The sequence below is a fragment of the Pseudonocardia sp. P-1 genome, assembly GCF_058111925.1.
On the sequence record NZ_CM176614.1, the window covers coordinates 1,333,544 to 1,348,096 of the forward strand.

Sequence of the window (14,553 nt, forward strand, 5' to 3'; positions counted from 1 at the left end):
CGTTCGGGCTATCACAGGGTGACCACCGCGACGGCTGCGTTCCGGAACCGTACGATTCCGGCACGCGTTGTACGCGTCGAACACCCATCAGACCGCGAGTCAGGAGTCATGGACCCCACCTGCAGTCCGCGCGCCGACCGTCCCCGTGACGGCCGGCGACCCCGCATCGTCCTCGTCCCCGCCCACGCCGTGCACATCCCGGCCGGGCCCGAGACCCGGGCGGTGACCTCCCGGTGATCGGCACGATCCTCGGCATCCTCCTGGGCATCCTGGTGGTCCTCGCGATCACCGCCCTGACCGGCTACTTCGTGGCCCAGGAGTTCGGCTACATGGCCGTCGACCGCTCCCGGCTCAAGGCCCGTGCGGCCGAGGGCGACACCGGAGCGTCCCGAGCCCTCGACATCACCCGTCGCACCTCGTTCATGCTGTCGGGCGCCCAGCTCGGCATCACCGTCACCGGTCTGCTGGTCGGTTACGTCGCCGAGCCGCTGATCGGTAACGGCATCGGTGAGCTGCTGGGCCTGGTCGACGTCCCGCTCGGCGTCGGTGTCGCGATCGGCACCGTGATCGCGCTGCTGTTCGCCACCGTCGTCCAGATGGTGTTCGGCGAGCTGTTCCCGAAGAACCTGGCGATCGCCCGGCCGGAGCCGGTGGCCCGCTGGCTGGCGCTGTCCACCAAGACCTACCTGGCGCTGTTCGGGTGGATCATCCGGATCTTCGACGCGGCTTCCAACCTGCTGCTGCGCGCGCTGCGGATCGAGCCGGTGCACGACGTCGAGCACTCGGCCACCCCGCGCGACCTCGAGGCGATCATCGACGACTCGAAGGACTCGGGTGACCTCAACCCGGAGCTCGCGGTGCTGCTGGACCGCGCCGTCGACTTCGGCGACCGCACCGCGCGGGCCGCGATGATCCCGCGGCCGCGGGTGTCGTGGGTCCGCGCCGACGCGACCGTCGAGAGCCTGGTCGGCCAGATGGCCGTCCAGCACTCGCGGTACCCGGTGCTCGGGCCGCCCGCCGAGGCGACGGACACCGAGAACGCGCTGGAGCTGGTGGGCGTGGTCTGCCTGAAGGACGTGCTGGCCCTCGCCGACCGCGACGACCGGCCGTTCGACCAGGTGCTGGTGTCGGACCTGATGCGGGCCCCGGTGCTGGTGCCCTCGTCCCTGCCGCTGCCGCAGGTGCTGGCCCAGCTGCGTGCCGACGACGAGGAGCTCGCCTGCGTGCTCGACGAGTACGGCGGCCTCGCCGGTGTCATCACCGTCGAGGACGTCGCCGAGGAGCTCGTCGGTGAGATCACCGACGAGCACGACCAGGCCGGGACGGACCAGGCACTGCGGTCCGACGACGGCTGGGTCGTGCCGGGTGACCGGCACGTCGACGAGGTCGGCAGGCTGATCGACGCCGAGCTGCCCGAGGGCGACTACCAGACCGTCGGCGGTCTGGTGATGGCCGAGCTGCAGCGGCTGCCGGACGCCGGCGACGCGGTCGTCGTGACGATCCCGGCCGAGAGCCCGGACGACGAGGACCGCGCCCTGCGCCTGGTGGTGCAGGAGGTCGACCGGCGGGTCCCGTCGGCGGTCCGCCTGGAGTGGACCGGACCGGTGATCGCCGGTTCCGAGCAGGACGGCGACGAGCGGGAGGTGCGGGCATGAGTGCTTTCCAGATCATCGCGACCATCGTCCTGATCGGGGCGAGCGCCTTCTTCGTCGCGATCGAGTTCGCCCTGATCGCGGCTCGCAACTACCGGCTGGAGGAGGCCGCACAGACCTCGGCCGCCGCCCGGGCCGCCCTGCGCAGCTCCAAGGACATCTCCGTGCTGCTCGCCGGGTCCCAGCTCGGCATCACGCTCTGTGTGCTGGGACTGGGCGCCATCAGCAAGCCGGCCGTGGACTACGCGCTGCGCCCGGTCCTGGAGGGCTGGGGCATCCCCGCCGGGGTCGCCGGGGTGGCGTCGTTCGTCATCTCGCTGATCGTGGTGACGTTCCTGCACCTGGTCGTCGGGGAGATGGCGCCGAAGTCCTGGGCGATCTCGCACCCGGAGCGCTCGGCGATCATGCTGGCGATCCCGATGCGCGGGTTCATGGTGGTGGCCCGGCCGGTGCTGCTCCTGCTCAACGGTGCCGCCAACCGCTGCCTGCGGCTGTGCGGGGTCCAGCCGGTGGACGAGATGGCCTCGGGCCGCAACGCCGACGACCTGCGCCAGCTGGTCGACCACTCGGCGAAGACCGGCACCCTGGACCAGGGGCGCCGTGACCAGCTGGTCACGGCGCTGGAGCTGGAGCGGACCCCGCTCGGCGAGCTCGCGCGGGAGCCCTCCGGGGTCGCCGCGGACGACGACGTCGCCGCCATCCAGGCGACCTGTCGCCGGACCGGTCACCTCCGGCTGGTCGTCCGCGACGGCGACACCCCGATCGGGTACGTGCACGTCCGCGACACCCTGACGCGGGCCCCGGGGACCCGGGCCCGGGACCTGATGCGCCCGGTGCTCACCCTGTCGGCGGACACGCAGTACCACACTGCGGTGAACACGATGCGTGAGCAGCGTGCGCACCTGGCGCTGGTGGAGTCCGACGACCGCCCGGTCGGCATCGTCACCCTCTCCGACCTTGTGGAACGGCTCCTCCCCGAGCCGGTGTAGGAGCGACCCCGGACCGGGTACCCGAGCTGCGCCCGGTCCGGGGCGGTCCTACTCTGGGTCGCCTCCCGATCACCCACGGAGGTTGTGATGACCGCTCCGACGCTGCGTCCCGCCGATCTCGACGACACGGCGCTGGCCAGGCTCAAGCAGCTCGAGGACCGCATCGGCGGCCCGCTCGTGGCCTACCGGCCCGAGTCGCCCTACGCCGCGCTGACCGCCGAGCAGCTGGAGGAGGTGCGCCGCGCCGAGTCCGAGCTGGGCGTGCAGCTGCTGGCCTACCGGCGCTGACCCACTCACGACGAACGCCCCCGCCCGGGTCCCGGGCGGGGGCGTTCGTCGGTCCGGAGCCTGCTCAGCAGCCGAGCAGGCGCGTCGCCAGGTAGGTCTCGACCTGGTCGAGGGCGACCCGCTCCTGCGCCATCGAGTCGCGCTCGCGGATCGTCACCGCCTGGTCGGTGAGGGTGTCGAAGTCGACCGTGATGCAGAACGGGGTGCCGATCTCGTCCTGGCGGCGGTACCGGCGGCCGATGGCGCCGGCGTCGTCGAAGTCGACGTTCCAGTTCTTCCGGAGCTGCGCGGCCAGGTCCTTCGCCTTGGGCGAGAGGTCGGCGTTGCGCGACAGCGGCAGCACCGCGGCCTTGACCGGGGCGAGCCTGCGGTCGAGCTTCAGCACGACGCGCTTGTCGACGCCGCCCTTCGCGTTCGGCGCCTCGTCCTCGGTGTAGGCCTCGATGAGGAAGGCCATCATCGACCGGCCGACGCCGGCGGCGGGCTCGATCACGTACGGCTTGTACCGGGTGTCGGAGGCCTGGTCGTAGAACGACAGATCGACGCCCGAGTGGTTCGAGTGCGCCGTGAGGTCGAAGTCGGTGCGGTTCGCGATGCCCTCGAGCTCGCCCCACTCCTGGCCGGTGAAGTTGAACCGGTACTCGATGTCGACGGTGCGCTTCGAGTAGTGGGAGAGCTTCTCCTTGGCGTGCTCGTAGTGCCGCAGGTTCTCCGAGGAGATGCCCAGGTCGGTGTACCAGCGGGTGCGCTCGTCGATCCAGTACTGGTGCAGCTCCTCGTCGCTGCCGGGCTCGACGAAGTACTCCATCTCCATCTGCTCGAACTCGCGCGTGCGGAAGATGAAGTTGCCCGGGGTGATCTCGTTGCGGAAGCTCTTGCCGATCTGACCGATGCCGAACGGCGGCTTCTTGCGCGAGGTCGTCTGCACGTTCAGGAAGTTCACGAAGATGCCCTGCGCGGTCTCCGGGCGCAGGTAGTGCAGCCCCTCCTCGGACTCCACCGGGCCGAGGAACGTCTTGAGCATCATGTTGAACTCGCGGGGCGCGGTGAACCGGCCGCGGGTGCCGCAGTTCGGGCAGGGGACCTCGGAGAGGTCGTTCTGGTCGGCCTGCTCCGGGTCGCGGCCCTTGCGCTCGGCGAACTCCTCGGCGAGCTGGTCGGCGCGGTAGCGCTTGTGGCAGGACTCGCACTCGACCAGCGGGTCGGAGAAGGTGCCGACGTGGCCCGACGCGACCCAGGTCTGGCGCGGCAGGATGACCGAGGAGTCCAGGCCGACGACGTCGTCGCGGCCGGTCACCATGGTCTTCCACCACTGGCGCTTGATGTTGTCCTTCAGCTCGACGCCGAGGGGCCCGTAGTCCCACGCCGACCGGGTACCGCCGTAGATCTCACCGGAGGCGAAGACGAATCCGCGCCGCTTGGTCAGCGCGACGATGGTCTCGATCTTGGCGGAGGTGGGCTTGCTGGCCACTGGCGGCACTCCAGAGAAGGTGGTTCGGAGGTCCCCCGGATACGGGGCGTCCCAGATTACCGACCCGCCATGCATCCCCACCCCCTGCCCCGCCCCACCCCCGCCGCGGTGGCTCCGACCGGCCGACCTCGCACAGGTTCCTGCGACCTCGCACACCCCGCAGAGGCTGCGAGGTCGCAGAACGGTCTGCGAGGTCGAGCGCTCACGCGGCACGGTCCAGGGCACGGTGCAGGCGGGCGACGGTCGGGGCGAACGACGCCGCGCTGCGCAGGTCGCCCCACACCCAGCGCACCACAGCGACTCCCTCGGCCCGGATCGCGTCCTCCCGCAGCTTCTCCCGCCACAGGACCTCCTCGAGGTCGCCGCCGGGGTCGAGCCGCCGGCCGTACTTGATGCGCCCGTCGAACTCCCCCGCCACCCGGGCCTGCTCCCACCAGAAGTCGACCCGGCCGAGGAACCGTCCCGCCGGATCCCGCAGCTCCTGCTGGGTGGCCGCTGCGGGCAGGCCGCAGGAGTGGAGGAGGAGCCTGCTGCGGGTCTCCCCCGGGCCGTCCGCGCCGCCGTCGGCCGCGGCGAGCACCCGGCGGGCGGCCGGGGTACCGGGACGTCGCGCGGACCGGGCCACGGCGGCAGCGAGTTCGTCGGCGGTGACGGCTCCGGCGTGCAGCGCCGCGTCGGTGACCGCGACCGCCACGACGAAGGGCAGAGCGCGGGCCAGGTCGACGACCGTGCGCGGGACCGTCGTCACCGGGACGCCGTCGACGACGGTGATCTCGTCCGCGGCGAGCGTCGCCGCATGGACCCGCGCCGACGGCGCCGTCCGCGCACCGCTGCGCCGGTTCCTGGTCACCTCCACCCGGTCGAGCGGGACCCGCCACAGCCCGATCCCGTGCATCGCGGCCGCCGAGACGTGGCTGAACACCGCGTCCGGGGACAGGGTGCGGACCGCCGCACGCACCGTCTGCCGGTGTCGTTCCACCCGTCCGAGGTCACCGGCTCCGACGTAGGCGCCGCGGCGCAGCCGGACGAGTCGGCCCGAGGCCCGGAGCCTGCGGAGCTCGTCGTCGCCCACGCCCGCCGCGACCAGGTCCCGGCGCAGCACGGGGGCGGGCGAACCGTGCGCCGGTCGCGGGTCGGGGTCCATGTCCCCACCGTCGCCGTGCACCGGGAGCGGGGGAAGCCCGTCACCCGTCCGGCCGTGGACGGTCCCGGCTCGCGCCGGGCGTCGAGCGCGTGCTGTGGACAACCCGGCCCCGCCGGACCTCGCACATCGTCCTGCGACCTCGCACCGTCTGCAGCGGCTGCGAGGTCGCAGGACGATGTGCGAGGTCGGGGTCAGCTCAGCAGGCTGGGGTGGTGGACGGGGGCGGCGCCGGCGGCCACCGTGATCAGGGACTCGTAGGTCGCCTCCGTGGTCGTGTCGGCCTCGGCCAGCAGCGGGTGCACGTGCTCACGGACCTCGAACGGTCCCAGGGCGCGACGGTAGGCGTCGACGGAGTCGAAGCGGACGGTCAGGACCCACTGCCCGGCATCCTCGATCGCCCGGCCCGCCTCACCCCCGCGGCAGCCCGGCCGGGCGGCCAGGAGCTCCAGCGCGCGGGCCGCGCGCGCGGTGAACGCGGCCTCCTCGGAGGGGGACACGCGGAAGCGGCAGACCAGCAGCACGACGCGACGATAACGAACACGCCTACCATGTCGGGTGCGGCCGGCACGGCACAGCAGCGCCGGGGGGTGTGGCCGCCGCCTCCGGGGAACGGACGGGTCCACCACATGTCTGCCGCAGCCCAGACCACGCACGCACCGGGAGCCGGCCCGGGTGCGGACGACGACCACCACCCCGCGCCCGAGCCCGGCCCGACCCGCGACCCGCGCACCCTGGCCGCCGCGGGCGACCTGCTGCGGGCACTCGCCGCACCGGTCCGGATCGCCATCGTCCTGCAGCTGCTGGAACACTCCCGGTGCGTGCACGACCTGGTGGACGCGCTCGGGGTCACCCAGCCCCTGATCAGCCAGCACCTGCGGGTCCTCAAGGCCGCCGGGGTGGTCGAGGGCGAGCGGAAGGGCCGTGAGGTGCTGTACTCGCTGGTGGACGACCACCTGGCACACATCGTGGTGGACGCCGTCGCCCACGTCGAGGAGGACACGTGACGGAGACGACCGACCGGACGACCGCGGCGACGATCACGCAGCGGTCCACCGCCGGGCCGCGCGGCATCCGCGCCACCCGGCAGCGGGCCGCCGTCACCGCGCTGCTCGACCGTCTGGAGGACTTCCGGTCCGCCCAGGAGATCCACGAGGAGCTGCGGCGCGCCGGTGAGGGCATCGGTCTGACCACGGTCTACCGGACGCTGCAGACCCTCGCCGACGGCGGCGAGGTCGACGTGCTGCGGGTCGCGTCCGGTGAGGCGGTCTACCGGCGCTGCGAGACCGAACACCACCACCATCATCTGGTGTGCCGCCGGTGCGGCGCCGCCGTCGAGATCGAGGGCCCCGCGGTGGAGTCCTGGACCGAGTCGGTCGCACAGAAGCACGGCTTCACCGAGGTGTCGCACACCCTGGAGATCTTCGGCCTCTGCGGCCGCTGCTCGGCGGGTTGACGCCCGGGGCTCAGTCCCCGCAGCCGGGGACGGCCGGCAGCTCCCGGTCCCGGGCGAACGGGTCGGCCGGGCGCGGGTCCGGGGTGGGCGCCCACCGGCCGTCGACGAGGGCGTAGGTCCAGGCCGGACCGCGCCGCGCCAGGTCGGTCAGCGCGTCCACCAGCCGGTCGACATCGGAGGAGCCGGTGCGCAGGCCCAGCGAGGCGCGCACCGCATCGCGGCCGCCGGTGAGCCGCTCCAGCAGCGGGTGCGCGCAGAACCGCCCGTCGCGGACGCCGATGCCGTACTCGGCGGACAGCGCCGCCGCGACGAGGCCGGCGGGCAGCTCGCCGAGGGTGAACGAGACGGTCGCGGTGCGGTCGGCGTCGGGCCCGTCGTCGAAGCAGGACAGGATCCGCAGGCCGGGAACGGTCGCCAGGCCCGCGCGCAGCCGGGCGGCGAGCTCGCGCTCGTGGGCGGGCACGGCGTCGTCGATCAGGTCCTCGAGGGTGCGGCAGGCCGCGCCCAGCGCGGCGGCGCCGAGCACGTTCGGGGTGCCGCCCTCGTGGCGCTGCGGCGCGGGCAGCCACTCGGTGACGGTGCCGCCCGGGCCGTCGACGGCGTCGTCGGCCGTGACGCCGACCGACCGGACCGCTCCCCCGCCCGCGACGTGCGGCTCGGCGGCGTCGAGCCAGTCCCGGCGGCCGACGAGGACCCCGGCACCGTAGGGCGCGTAGAGCTTGTGCCCGGACAGCGCGACGTAGTCCGCGCCCCACCCGGCCAGGTCGACGCGCCGGTGCGGGGCGAGCTGCGCGGCGTCGACGCACAGCCGGGCACCCGCGGCGTGCGCGATCCGGGCGATCTCGGCGACCGGGAGGAGCTCGCCGGTCACGTTGGACGCACCGGTGACCGCGACCAGCGCGGCGTCGGGACGGGCGGCGAGCTCGGCCCGCAGTGCGTCGAGGGTCGCGGCGATGCCGTGGCCGGCCCGCACGACCCGGTGCTCGGCGCCGCCGGTACCGCCCCGCCAGGCCAGTAGCGTCGCGTGGTGCTCCAGGTCCAGGGTCACCACCGGGCCGGGCACGGCGCGGGCGAGCAGGCCGAGCGCGTCGGTGGTGTTGCGGGTGAACACCACGACGTCGTCGGCGCGGGCCCGGACGAACCGGGCGACGTCGGCGCGGGCGTTCTCCACCAGGGCGGTGCAGACCTTCGAGGTCCAGCCGGCGCCGCGGTGCACGCTGCCGTGGTAGGGCAGCACCTGCGCGACGTGCGCGGCGACGCTCTCCAGTGCCGGCGCCGACGCGGCGGAGTCGAGGTCGCAGTAGCGGGCCCACCTGCCGTCGACGAGCGGGACGGTGAGGTCCGCGCCGACGACACGGGGCAGCGTGTGCTGGACGGGACGCGACAGGGCGAGGGTCATGATCGGGCCTCCGGCCGATCTCGGGGACCCGGCGTGGCGCACGGATCCGCGCTTGCCGACTGCGGGTGTCGCGTCGGCCCGGTCATCACCCGGGGCACCCCACCGCGGAGGAGGGTTGCCGTCCAGCGAGCCGGGGCTTCGCGCTGGCACTCGTGACCTTCGCCGCCGAAGCTAGCAGACCGTCTCAGAAGGAGACACCGTGACCGTCGCCACCCCGGATAGCGTCTGAACGATGACCGACACGCAACCCGCCCCGGGCACGGTACGGCGGATCGACGTCCCGGAGTCCGGCGAGCTTGCCCAGCTGGCGGCGGTGTTCGACGACCTGCAGTACGTGCTGCAGTGCTGCGAGCACCTGGTGACCGCGCTCGGCGGTCCGGAGTCCGGTCCGGTCCGGGTGGCCGCCGATCCGGCCCTGGTCGAGGCACTGTGGACCGGTGCGGTGATCGGCTACGTGCGCTGCTTCTCCGGCCGCACGAAGACCCTCACGAAGGACGACCTGTCCACCCTGGAGCTCGAGGGTGACGTCACCGGGTTCCACGACATGATGTCGACGCTGCGCGACCACTACGCGTCGCGGCACGTCAACCCGCGTGAGTCCTACGAGATCGGCGTCGCCCAGTCCAACGACGGCGCCCCGCGCGGTGTCGCGGTCGTCTCCACCCCGCGCCCCCAGGTCGACGAGACCACGGTGCGGCTGCTCGGCCGGGTCGCCTACCGCCTGTCCGGGCTGGTGGACGCGCGGATGACCAAGGCCCAGAACGACGTGCTGGGCGTGGCGCACGCGATGACCGCGGGCCAGCTGGCGGCGCTGCCGATCGTGCACCTCAGCGACTCCGGGGACGCCGCCGGGGAGACCACGGACACCGACGGCTGACGGGTGCGGCCGTCCGTGCATGGACGGCCGCACACCGGCTACCCGGTCACCGAACGTCCACGACGAGAGGTGACCCATGACAGCCCGTACGACGACCGCCGACGCCGTCCGCAGCGCCCTGCACGGTCTCGAGTTCCCCGCTTCCAAGGACGACCTGGCGTGGACCGCCGAGCGCAACGGCGCCGACGCCGCGACGGTCGAGGCCCTGCGTTCGGCACCGGCCGAGGACTACACCTCGGTCGACGCCGTCGTCGCGGCCGTCGACACCGGCGCCGACCAGGAGTGACCGGGCCGCGGCCGGGGGCACGCCCCCGGCCGGGCGGTCTCAGCTCTCGACCAGCTCCGCGCGCATGCTCGACGCCGAGGACACGACCAGCATCAGCAGGGTGCCCATCGGCCCCTCGCCCAGCCCGGCCGCGGGGAAGGCGTAGCGCAGGGTCACGTCCCAGCCGCGCTCGCCGCGCACCACCCGGGGCGTGCCGAACAGGCCCTCCCCCACCCCGAGGCCGACCCGGCGCGGCACGTCGTGCTCCGGGTCGGCGGACTCCGGCAGGTCCCACGCGACGACGCAGGTCAGGTTGAGGACGGGCAGACCCTCCTCCAGCTCGGTGCCCTGCACCACGCACAGCACGCCGCCGTGGGCGAAGGTCAGCGCGCCGTCGTCGTCGGTGGTGACGTCGTGGAACCGCTCCAGCGCCCCCTTGGCGGTGGTGAGCATCCCGGAGATCACATCGGTGGTCACGGTGTCACTCCATCGTTCGGGACGGCGGCGGCCGTGTCGATGCTCGCGTCCGCTCCGCGACGCTCGGAAGCTCCCCCGAAACGCCGGTCCCGGCGCGCGTAGATCTCGATCGCCTGCCAGATGTGCCGGCGGTCGAAGTCCGGGAACAGCGTGTCCAGGAAGACCATCTCGGCGTAGGCGCTCTGCCAGAGCAGGAAGTTCGACGTCCGCTGCTCCCCCGAGGAGCGCACGAACAGGTCGACGTCGGGCATGTCCGGCTCGTCGAGGTACCGGGCCAGCATCCGCTCGTCGATCTTGTCGGGGTTGATCCGGCCCTCCGCGGCGAGGCGGGCGAGCTGCCGCACGGAGTCGACGATCTCGGCGCGGCCGCCGTAGTTGACGCACATGGTCAGGTTCAGCACGTCGTTGCCGCGGGTGCGCTCCTCGGCGATCTCCAGCTCCTTGATCACCGAGCGCCACAGCCGCGGGCGCCGGCCCGCCCAGCGGACCCGGACCCCCATCGCGTCCATCTCGTCGACGCGGCGGCGGATCACGTCGCGGTTGAAGCCCATCAGGAACCGGACCTCGTCGGGGCTGCGCCGCCAGTTCTCGGTGGAGAACGCGTACGCCGACAGCCAGCGCACGCCCAGGTCGATGCAGCCGCGGGCGACGTCCATCAGCGAGGCCTCGCCCCGCTTGTGGCCCTCCGTGCGGGGCAGGCCGCGGGCGTTGGCCCAGCGGCCGTTGCCGTCCATCACCAGGGCGACGTGGCGTGGCACCAGCTCCGGCGGGATCGCCGGGGGCCGGGCACCGGACGGGTGCGGTGCGGGAGGCTGGAACGGCACGTCGCCGACCTTACGTCGGGGACGGCGGACGGGTTCAGTCGCGGTGGTCGGGCTGCGGCCAGGCCGGCACGGCCGGGTCCTCCAGCCGCTCGATGGTCTCGCGCAGCCGGCGCATCCCGCGGTGCCCGCGGATCCGGTCGGCCTCCGACATCGGCTCGGACTCGTCGGGCCGGATCACCGGCAGCATCGGGATGGCCGGCCACGCGCCGTCCTCGGTGCGGGCGCGGACCTGACGCATCGCGCGGGTGGGCCCGTCCTGCGGGGACTCCGGCATCGCCTCGGTGCGGACCGGGAACTGCTGGGTCGGCGGCACCGGGATGCGCTGCGTGGCGGCCGGGAGACGGTGGGTGCGACCGGTGTGGTCGTCGTCCGGCGGCGGGGTGTGGGGTCGGTTCACGACTGCCTCTCCGACGGGGCTGGGGTCCCCTCGATCACAGGAGCGTAACGAGACGGCGGAACCGGTTGCCCGTCGAAAGCGATGATCACCCGGTGGAGTCGGCGGAAGTCCCGTACGACGCGACCGGCGGCACCGAGAGGGCCGGCACGCCCGTACGTCAACCGCTCGACGGAGCGGACGGCCCGCTCACGGCACCCCACGCCGGACACAGGTCCGATCGGACTAGCCGGGGAGCGCGTCCGGGGGTGTCGCGGTTCCGCCGTCCGGCGGTTCCGGGGCGGGCCCCGGCACCCCGGGTGCGACGGCGGCGGCGGGCCGGACCCGGGCGCGGCGGTCGACCAGGGGCAGCGAGCGCAGCTGCCGCTCCAGGTGCCACTGCAGGTGCGCCGCGACCAGGCCGCTGGCCTCCCGCCGGGTCGGGGTGCCCGAGGCGTCCGCGGTGTCCCAGTCGCCGTGCAGCAGCGCGGACAGCAGGGCCACCGTCTCGGTCGCCGGGGTCACCGAGCCCGGCGGGCGGCAGCGCGGGCACACCATGCCGCCCCCGGCGACGGTGAACGACCGGTGCGGACCGGGGGTGGCGCAGCGCGCGCACTCCGACAGCGACGGCGCCCACCCCGCGTGGCTCATCGCCCGCAGCAGGAACGCGTCGAGCACCAGGGCCGGTTCACGGGCGCCGTCGGCCAGCGCCCGGGTGGCGCCGAGCAGCAGCAGGTACACCCGCAGGCTCGGCTCACCCTCCTCGGACACCAGCCGGTCCGCGGTCTCCAGGATCGCGCAGCCGCAGGAGTACGCCGACCAGTCCGCGACGATCGCCGGGGCGAACGCGTCGACGGTCTGGGCCTGGGTGACCACGTCCAGCGTGCGCCCGGTGTAGCACTGGACGTCGACGTGGTTGAACGGCTCCAGCCGTGCGCCCCACCGCGACCGGGTGCGGCGCACGCCCTTGGCGACCACCCGGATCTTGCCGTGCCGGCGGGTCAGCATCGTGATGATCCGGTCCGCCTCGCCCAGCTTCTGCACCCGGAGCACGATCCCGGTGTCGCGGTAGAACTGGGCCACGCACCCAGTCTAGGTCCTGCTCAGAACCCCAGCTTGCGCAGCTGCTTCGGGTCCCGCTGCCAGTCCTCGGCGATCTTCACGTGCAGGTCGAGGTGCACCCGGGTGCCCAGCAGCTTCTCGATCTGGCGACGGGCGTCGCTGCCGACCTGCTTGAGCCGGGCACCGCCCTTGCCGATCACGATGCCCTTCTGGCTGGACCGCTCGACGTAGATGATCGCGTAGATCTCCAGGAGGTCCTTCTTCTCGATCGTCTCCTCGACGACGACGGCGATCGAGTGCGGCAGCTCGTCGCGCACGCCCTCCAGCGCCGCCTCCCGCACGAGCTCGGCGACGAGCACGTCGGTCGGCTCGTCGGTGAGGTCGCCGTCCGGGTAGAGCTGCGGGCCCTCCGGCAGCAGTCCGACCAGCAGGTCCGAGAGCAGCGACACCTGGAAGCCCGACCGCGCCGAGGTGGGCACGACCTCGGTGAACTCCATCAGGGCCGACACCTCGGTGAGCCGCTCGGCGACCTGCTCGGGGCGGGCGGTGTCGGTCTTGGTGACGACGGCGACCACCGGGGTGTGCGCGGCGATCCGCCGCAGCTCCTCGGCGATGAACCGGTCGCCCTTGCCGACCTTCTCGTTCGCGGGCACGCAGAACCCGACGACGTCGACCTCGGACCAGGTCTCGCGCACCAGGTCGTTGAGCCGCGACCCGAGCAGGGTCCGCGGGCGGTGCAGCCCCGGGGTGTCGACCAGGACGATCTGGGCGTCCGGGCGGTGCACGATCCCGCGGATCGCGTGCCGGGTGGTCTGCGGGCGCGAGGAGGTGATCGCGATCTTCTCCCCGACCAGCGCGTTGGTCAGCGTCGACTTGCCGGCGTTGGGCCTGCCGACGAAGCAGGCGAACCCGGACCGGAAGCCCTCGGGCTGTGCGCCGGTCACGCCGCACCCAGCCGGTCGAGGATCTCGCGGCCGATCGGCAGGGCCGCCGTCGCCGCCGGGGACGGTGCGTTCAGCACGTGCAGGATCGAGCCGGGGCGGCCCGCGCCGTCCGGACCGGCCTGGTCGAGGAACAGGAAGTCGTCGACCAGGGTGCCGTCGGCCTTCACCGCCTGGGCCCGCACCCCGGCGCCGGCCGGGTGCAGGTCGGCGGCGGTGACGTCGGGCAGCATCCGCTGGATCTGGCGGACCATCGCCCGCGTCGACAGGGAGCGGCGGACCTCGCCGATGCCGTAGCGCCAGTGCGTGCGCGCCACCTTGACCATGCCGGGGTAGGTCAGTGTGCCCAGCAGTTCCTTCGGCCTGACCGTGCGCCAGTCGTAGCCCTCGCGGGCCATCGCGAGCACGGCGTTCGGGCCGGCGTGGACGGTGCCGTCGATGCCGCGGGTGGCGTGCACCCCGAGGAACGGGAACGCCGGGTCGGGCACCGGGTAGATCAGGCCGCGGACCAGCGAGGCGGCCCGCTCGGAGAAGCCGGAGTACTCGCCGCGGAACGGCACGATCCGCACCCCGGGATCGGCGCCGGCCAGGCGGGCGAGCTCGTCGCAGCGCAGGCCGCCGCAGACGACCGCGCGGGTGCCGAGCAGGTCACCGCGGGTGGTGCGCACGACGACGTCGGACGGGCGGCGGGCGAACCCGGTGACGGTGCGGCCCAGGTGGACCTCGCCGCCGTTCTTCTCCACCAGCTCGCCCAGCTTCTCCGCGACCAGCCGGTAGTCGGTGATGCCGGTCGAGGGCACCCACAGCGCGGCGAGACCGCGGACGTCGGGCTCGTAGGTGCGGATGCCGTGCTCGTCGAGGCGGTGGTTCTCCACGCCGTTGGCGTCGCCGCGGCGGGCCAGCTCGTCGAGCCGGGGCAGCTCCTCGGGCTCGGTCGCGACGACGAGCTTGCCGCACACCTGGTGCGGCAGGTCGTGCTCGCGGCAGAACGCGATGGTCTCGGCACACCCGGCGACGGCCAGGCGGGCCTTGTAGCCGCCCGGCGCGTAGTACAGCCCGGAGTGCACGACGTTGGAGTTGTTGCCGGTCTGGTGGTTCGCCAGGCGCTGCTCACGCTCGACGACGGCGACGCTGAGCCCGTTGCGGGTGGCGGCGTACGCGGTGGCCAGGCCGACGATCCCACCGCCGACGACGACCAGGTCATAGCGCGGTGTCGCGGGCAGCCCGGTCACCGGGCACGCTCCGCGGGGATGGTCGTGCGGGCAGCCATCAGGTCCTCCTCGCGTCCCACCCGTGGCGGGACGGTCACGTCCGTCGGTCGCTCCCCGTGGCGGGGGC

The 14,553-nt window shown here is 73.5% G+C and carries 17 protein-coding genes and 1 riboswitch; of the genes, 7 read left to right on the forward strand and 10 right to left on the reverse strand.

Annotated elements, in window-relative coordinates; all coding sequences use genetic code 11:
- Positions 1-233: 233 nt before the first annotated feature.
- The 3 genes from AC0GKK_RS06335 to AC0GKK_RS06345 all read left to right on the forward strand — a co-directional run bounded on the left by AC0GKK_RS06335 (position 234) and on the right by AC0GKK_RS06345 (position 2,929).
- Positions 234-1,655, forward strand: coding sequence for a hemolysin family protein (locus AC0GKK_RS06335; protein ID WP_489883377.1), 1,422 nt, complete (start codon positions 234-236; stop codon positions 1,653-1,655).
- Complete coding sequence (locus AC0GKK_RS06340) at positions 1,652-2,641, forward strand: CNNM domain-containing protein (RefSeq protein ID WP_208824226.1); 990 nt, start codon at positions 1,652-1,654, stop codon at positions 2,639-2,641. The genes AC0GKK_RS06335 and AC0GKK_RS06340 overlap by 4 nt, the downstream gene beginning before the upstream one ends.
- 87 nt (positions 2,642-2,728) lie before the next feature.
- Complete coding sequence (locus AC0GKK_RS06345; RefSeq protein ID WP_073577983.1) at positions 2,729-2,929, forward strand: hypothetical protein; 201 nt, start codon at positions 2,729-2,731, stop codon at positions 2,927-2,929.
- A gap of 64 nt (positions 2,930-2,993) precedes the next feature.
- Here the strand turns inward: AC0GKK_RS06345 and AC0GKK_RS06350 are convergent, their stop codons facing one another.
- The 3 genes from AC0GKK_RS06350 to AC0GKK_RS06360 form a co-directional block, all read right to left on the reverse strand.
- Positions 2,994-4,400 (reverse strand): glycine--tRNA ligase, encoded by a 1,407-nt coding sequence (locus AC0GKK_RS06350; RefSeq protein ID WP_062401525.1) that lies wholly within the window; start codon positions 4,398-4,400, stop codon positions 2,994-2,996.
- A gap of 202 nt (positions 4,401-4,602) precedes the next feature.
- A complete protein-coding gene (locus AC0GKK_RS06355; protein ID WP_405418361.1) occupies positions 4,603-5,544 on the reverse strand; it encodes a type IV toxin-antitoxin system AbiEi family antitoxin domain-containing protein in 942 nt (313 codons plus the stop codon).
- Positions 5,545-5,735: 191 nt separating this feature from the next.
- A complete protein-coding gene (locus tag AC0GKK_RS06360; protein WP_346105315.1) occupies positions 5,736-6,065 on the reverse strand; it encodes an antibiotic biosynthesis monooxygenase in 330 nt (109 codons plus the stop codon).
- 105 nt (positions 6,066-6,170) lie between these two features.
- Here AC0GKK_RS06360 and AC0GKK_RS06365 point away from each other — a divergent pair, with 105 nt between their 5' ends.
- Both AC0GKK_RS06365 and AC0GKK_RS06370 read left to right on the forward strand, forming a co-directional pair.
- Positions 6,171-6,548 carry an ArsR/SmtB family transcription factor gene (locus AC0GKK_RS06365; protein ID WP_020624590.1) on the forward strand — a complete coding sequence of 126 codons (378 nt, stop codon included), beginning with the start codon at positions 6,171-6,173 and terminating at the stop codon, positions 6,546-6,548.
- The gene (locus AC0GKK_RS06370) at positions 6,545-6,997 is read left to right on the forward strand and encodes a Fur family transcriptional regulator (RefSeq protein WP_373324130.1); all 453 of its coding nucleotides are present in this window, start codon (positions 6,545-6,547) and stop codon (positions 6,995-6,997) included. The genes AC0GKK_RS06365 and AC0GKK_RS06370 overlap by 4 nt, the downstream gene beginning before the upstream one ends.
- Before the next feature lie 10 nt (positions 6,998-7,007).
- Here the strand turns inward: AC0GKK_RS06370 and AC0GKK_RS06375 are convergent, their stop codons facing one another.
- Positions 7,008-8,396 (reverse strand): aminotransferase class V-fold PLP-dependent enzyme, encoded by a 1,389-nt coding sequence (locus AC0GKK_RS06375; protein WP_489883378.1) that lies wholly within the window; start codon positions 8,394-8,396, stop codon positions 7,008-7,010.
- A gap of 43 nt (positions 8,397-8,439) precedes the next feature.
- Positions 8,440-8,554, reverse strand: a riboswitch (SAM riboswitch).
- Between the two features lie 74 nt (positions 8,555-8,628).
- Between AC0GKK_RS06375 and AC0GKK_RS06380 the strand changes: the two genes are divergently transcribed.
- Both AC0GKK_RS06380 and AC0GKK_RS06385 read left to right on the forward strand, forming a co-directional pair.
- Positions 8,629-9,273 carry a hypothetical protein gene (locus tag AC0GKK_RS06380; RefSeq protein ID WP_062401517.1) on the forward strand — a complete coding sequence of 215 codons (645 nt, stop codon included), beginning with the start codon at positions 8,629-8,631 and terminating at the stop codon, positions 9,271-9,273.
- 76 nt (positions 9,274-9,349) lie between these two features.
- Positions 9,350-9,559, forward strand: a complete 210-nt coding sequence (locus tag AC0GKK_RS06385; protein ID WP_208824731.1) for a DUF2795 domain-containing protein — start codon at positions 9,350-9,352, stop codon at positions 9,557-9,559.
- Between the two features lie 39 nt (positions 9,560-9,598).
- On the opposite strand, the gene AC0GKK_RS06390 is transcribed toward AC0GKK_RS06385, so the two are convergent.
- From AC0GKK_RS06390 to lhgO, 6 genes are all read right to left on the reverse strand, one after another.
- Positions 9,599-9,991 (reverse strand): hypothetical protein, encoded by a 393-nt coding sequence (locus AC0GKK_RS06390; protein ID WP_062404463.1) that lies wholly within the window; start codon positions 9,989-9,991, stop codon positions 9,599-9,601.
- Positions 9,992-10,011: 20 nt separating this feature from the next.
- Positions 10,012-10,839, reverse strand: a complete 828-nt coding sequence (locus AC0GKK_RS06395) for an isoprenyl transferase (protein ID WP_251784647.1) — start codon at positions 10,837-10,839, stop codon at positions 10,012-10,014.
- A gap of 34 nt (positions 10,840-10,873) precedes the next feature.
- Entirely contained in the window at positions 10,874-11,236 is a 363-nt protein-coding gene (locus AC0GKK_RS06400) for a hypothetical protein (RefSeq protein ID WP_062401510.1), read from the reverse strand.
- A 222-nt stretch (positions 11,237-11,458) separates the two neighbouring features.
- Complete coding sequence (gene recO / locus AC0GKK_RS06405; protein ID WP_253067073.1) at positions 11,459-12,295, reverse strand: DNA repair protein RecO; 837 nt, start codon at positions 12,293-12,295, stop codon at positions 11,459-11,461.
- A 20-nt stretch (positions 12,296-12,315) separates the two neighbouring features.
- Positions 12,316-13,218: a GTPase Era gene (gene era, locus AC0GKK_RS06410; RefSeq protein WP_224403076.1), complete on the reverse strand. Its 903-nt coding sequence runs from the start codon at positions 13,216-13,218 to the stop codon at positions 12,316-12,318.
- Positions 13,215-14,447, reverse strand: coding sequence for an L-2-hydroxyglutarate oxidase (gene lhgO, locus AC0GKK_RS06415; RefSeq protein WP_178375482.1), 1,233 nt, complete (start codon positions 14,445-14,447; stop codon positions 13,215-13,217). Before lhgO ends, era begins: the two co-directional genes overlap by 4 nt.
- Positions 14,448-14,553: the final 106 nt, after the last annotated feature.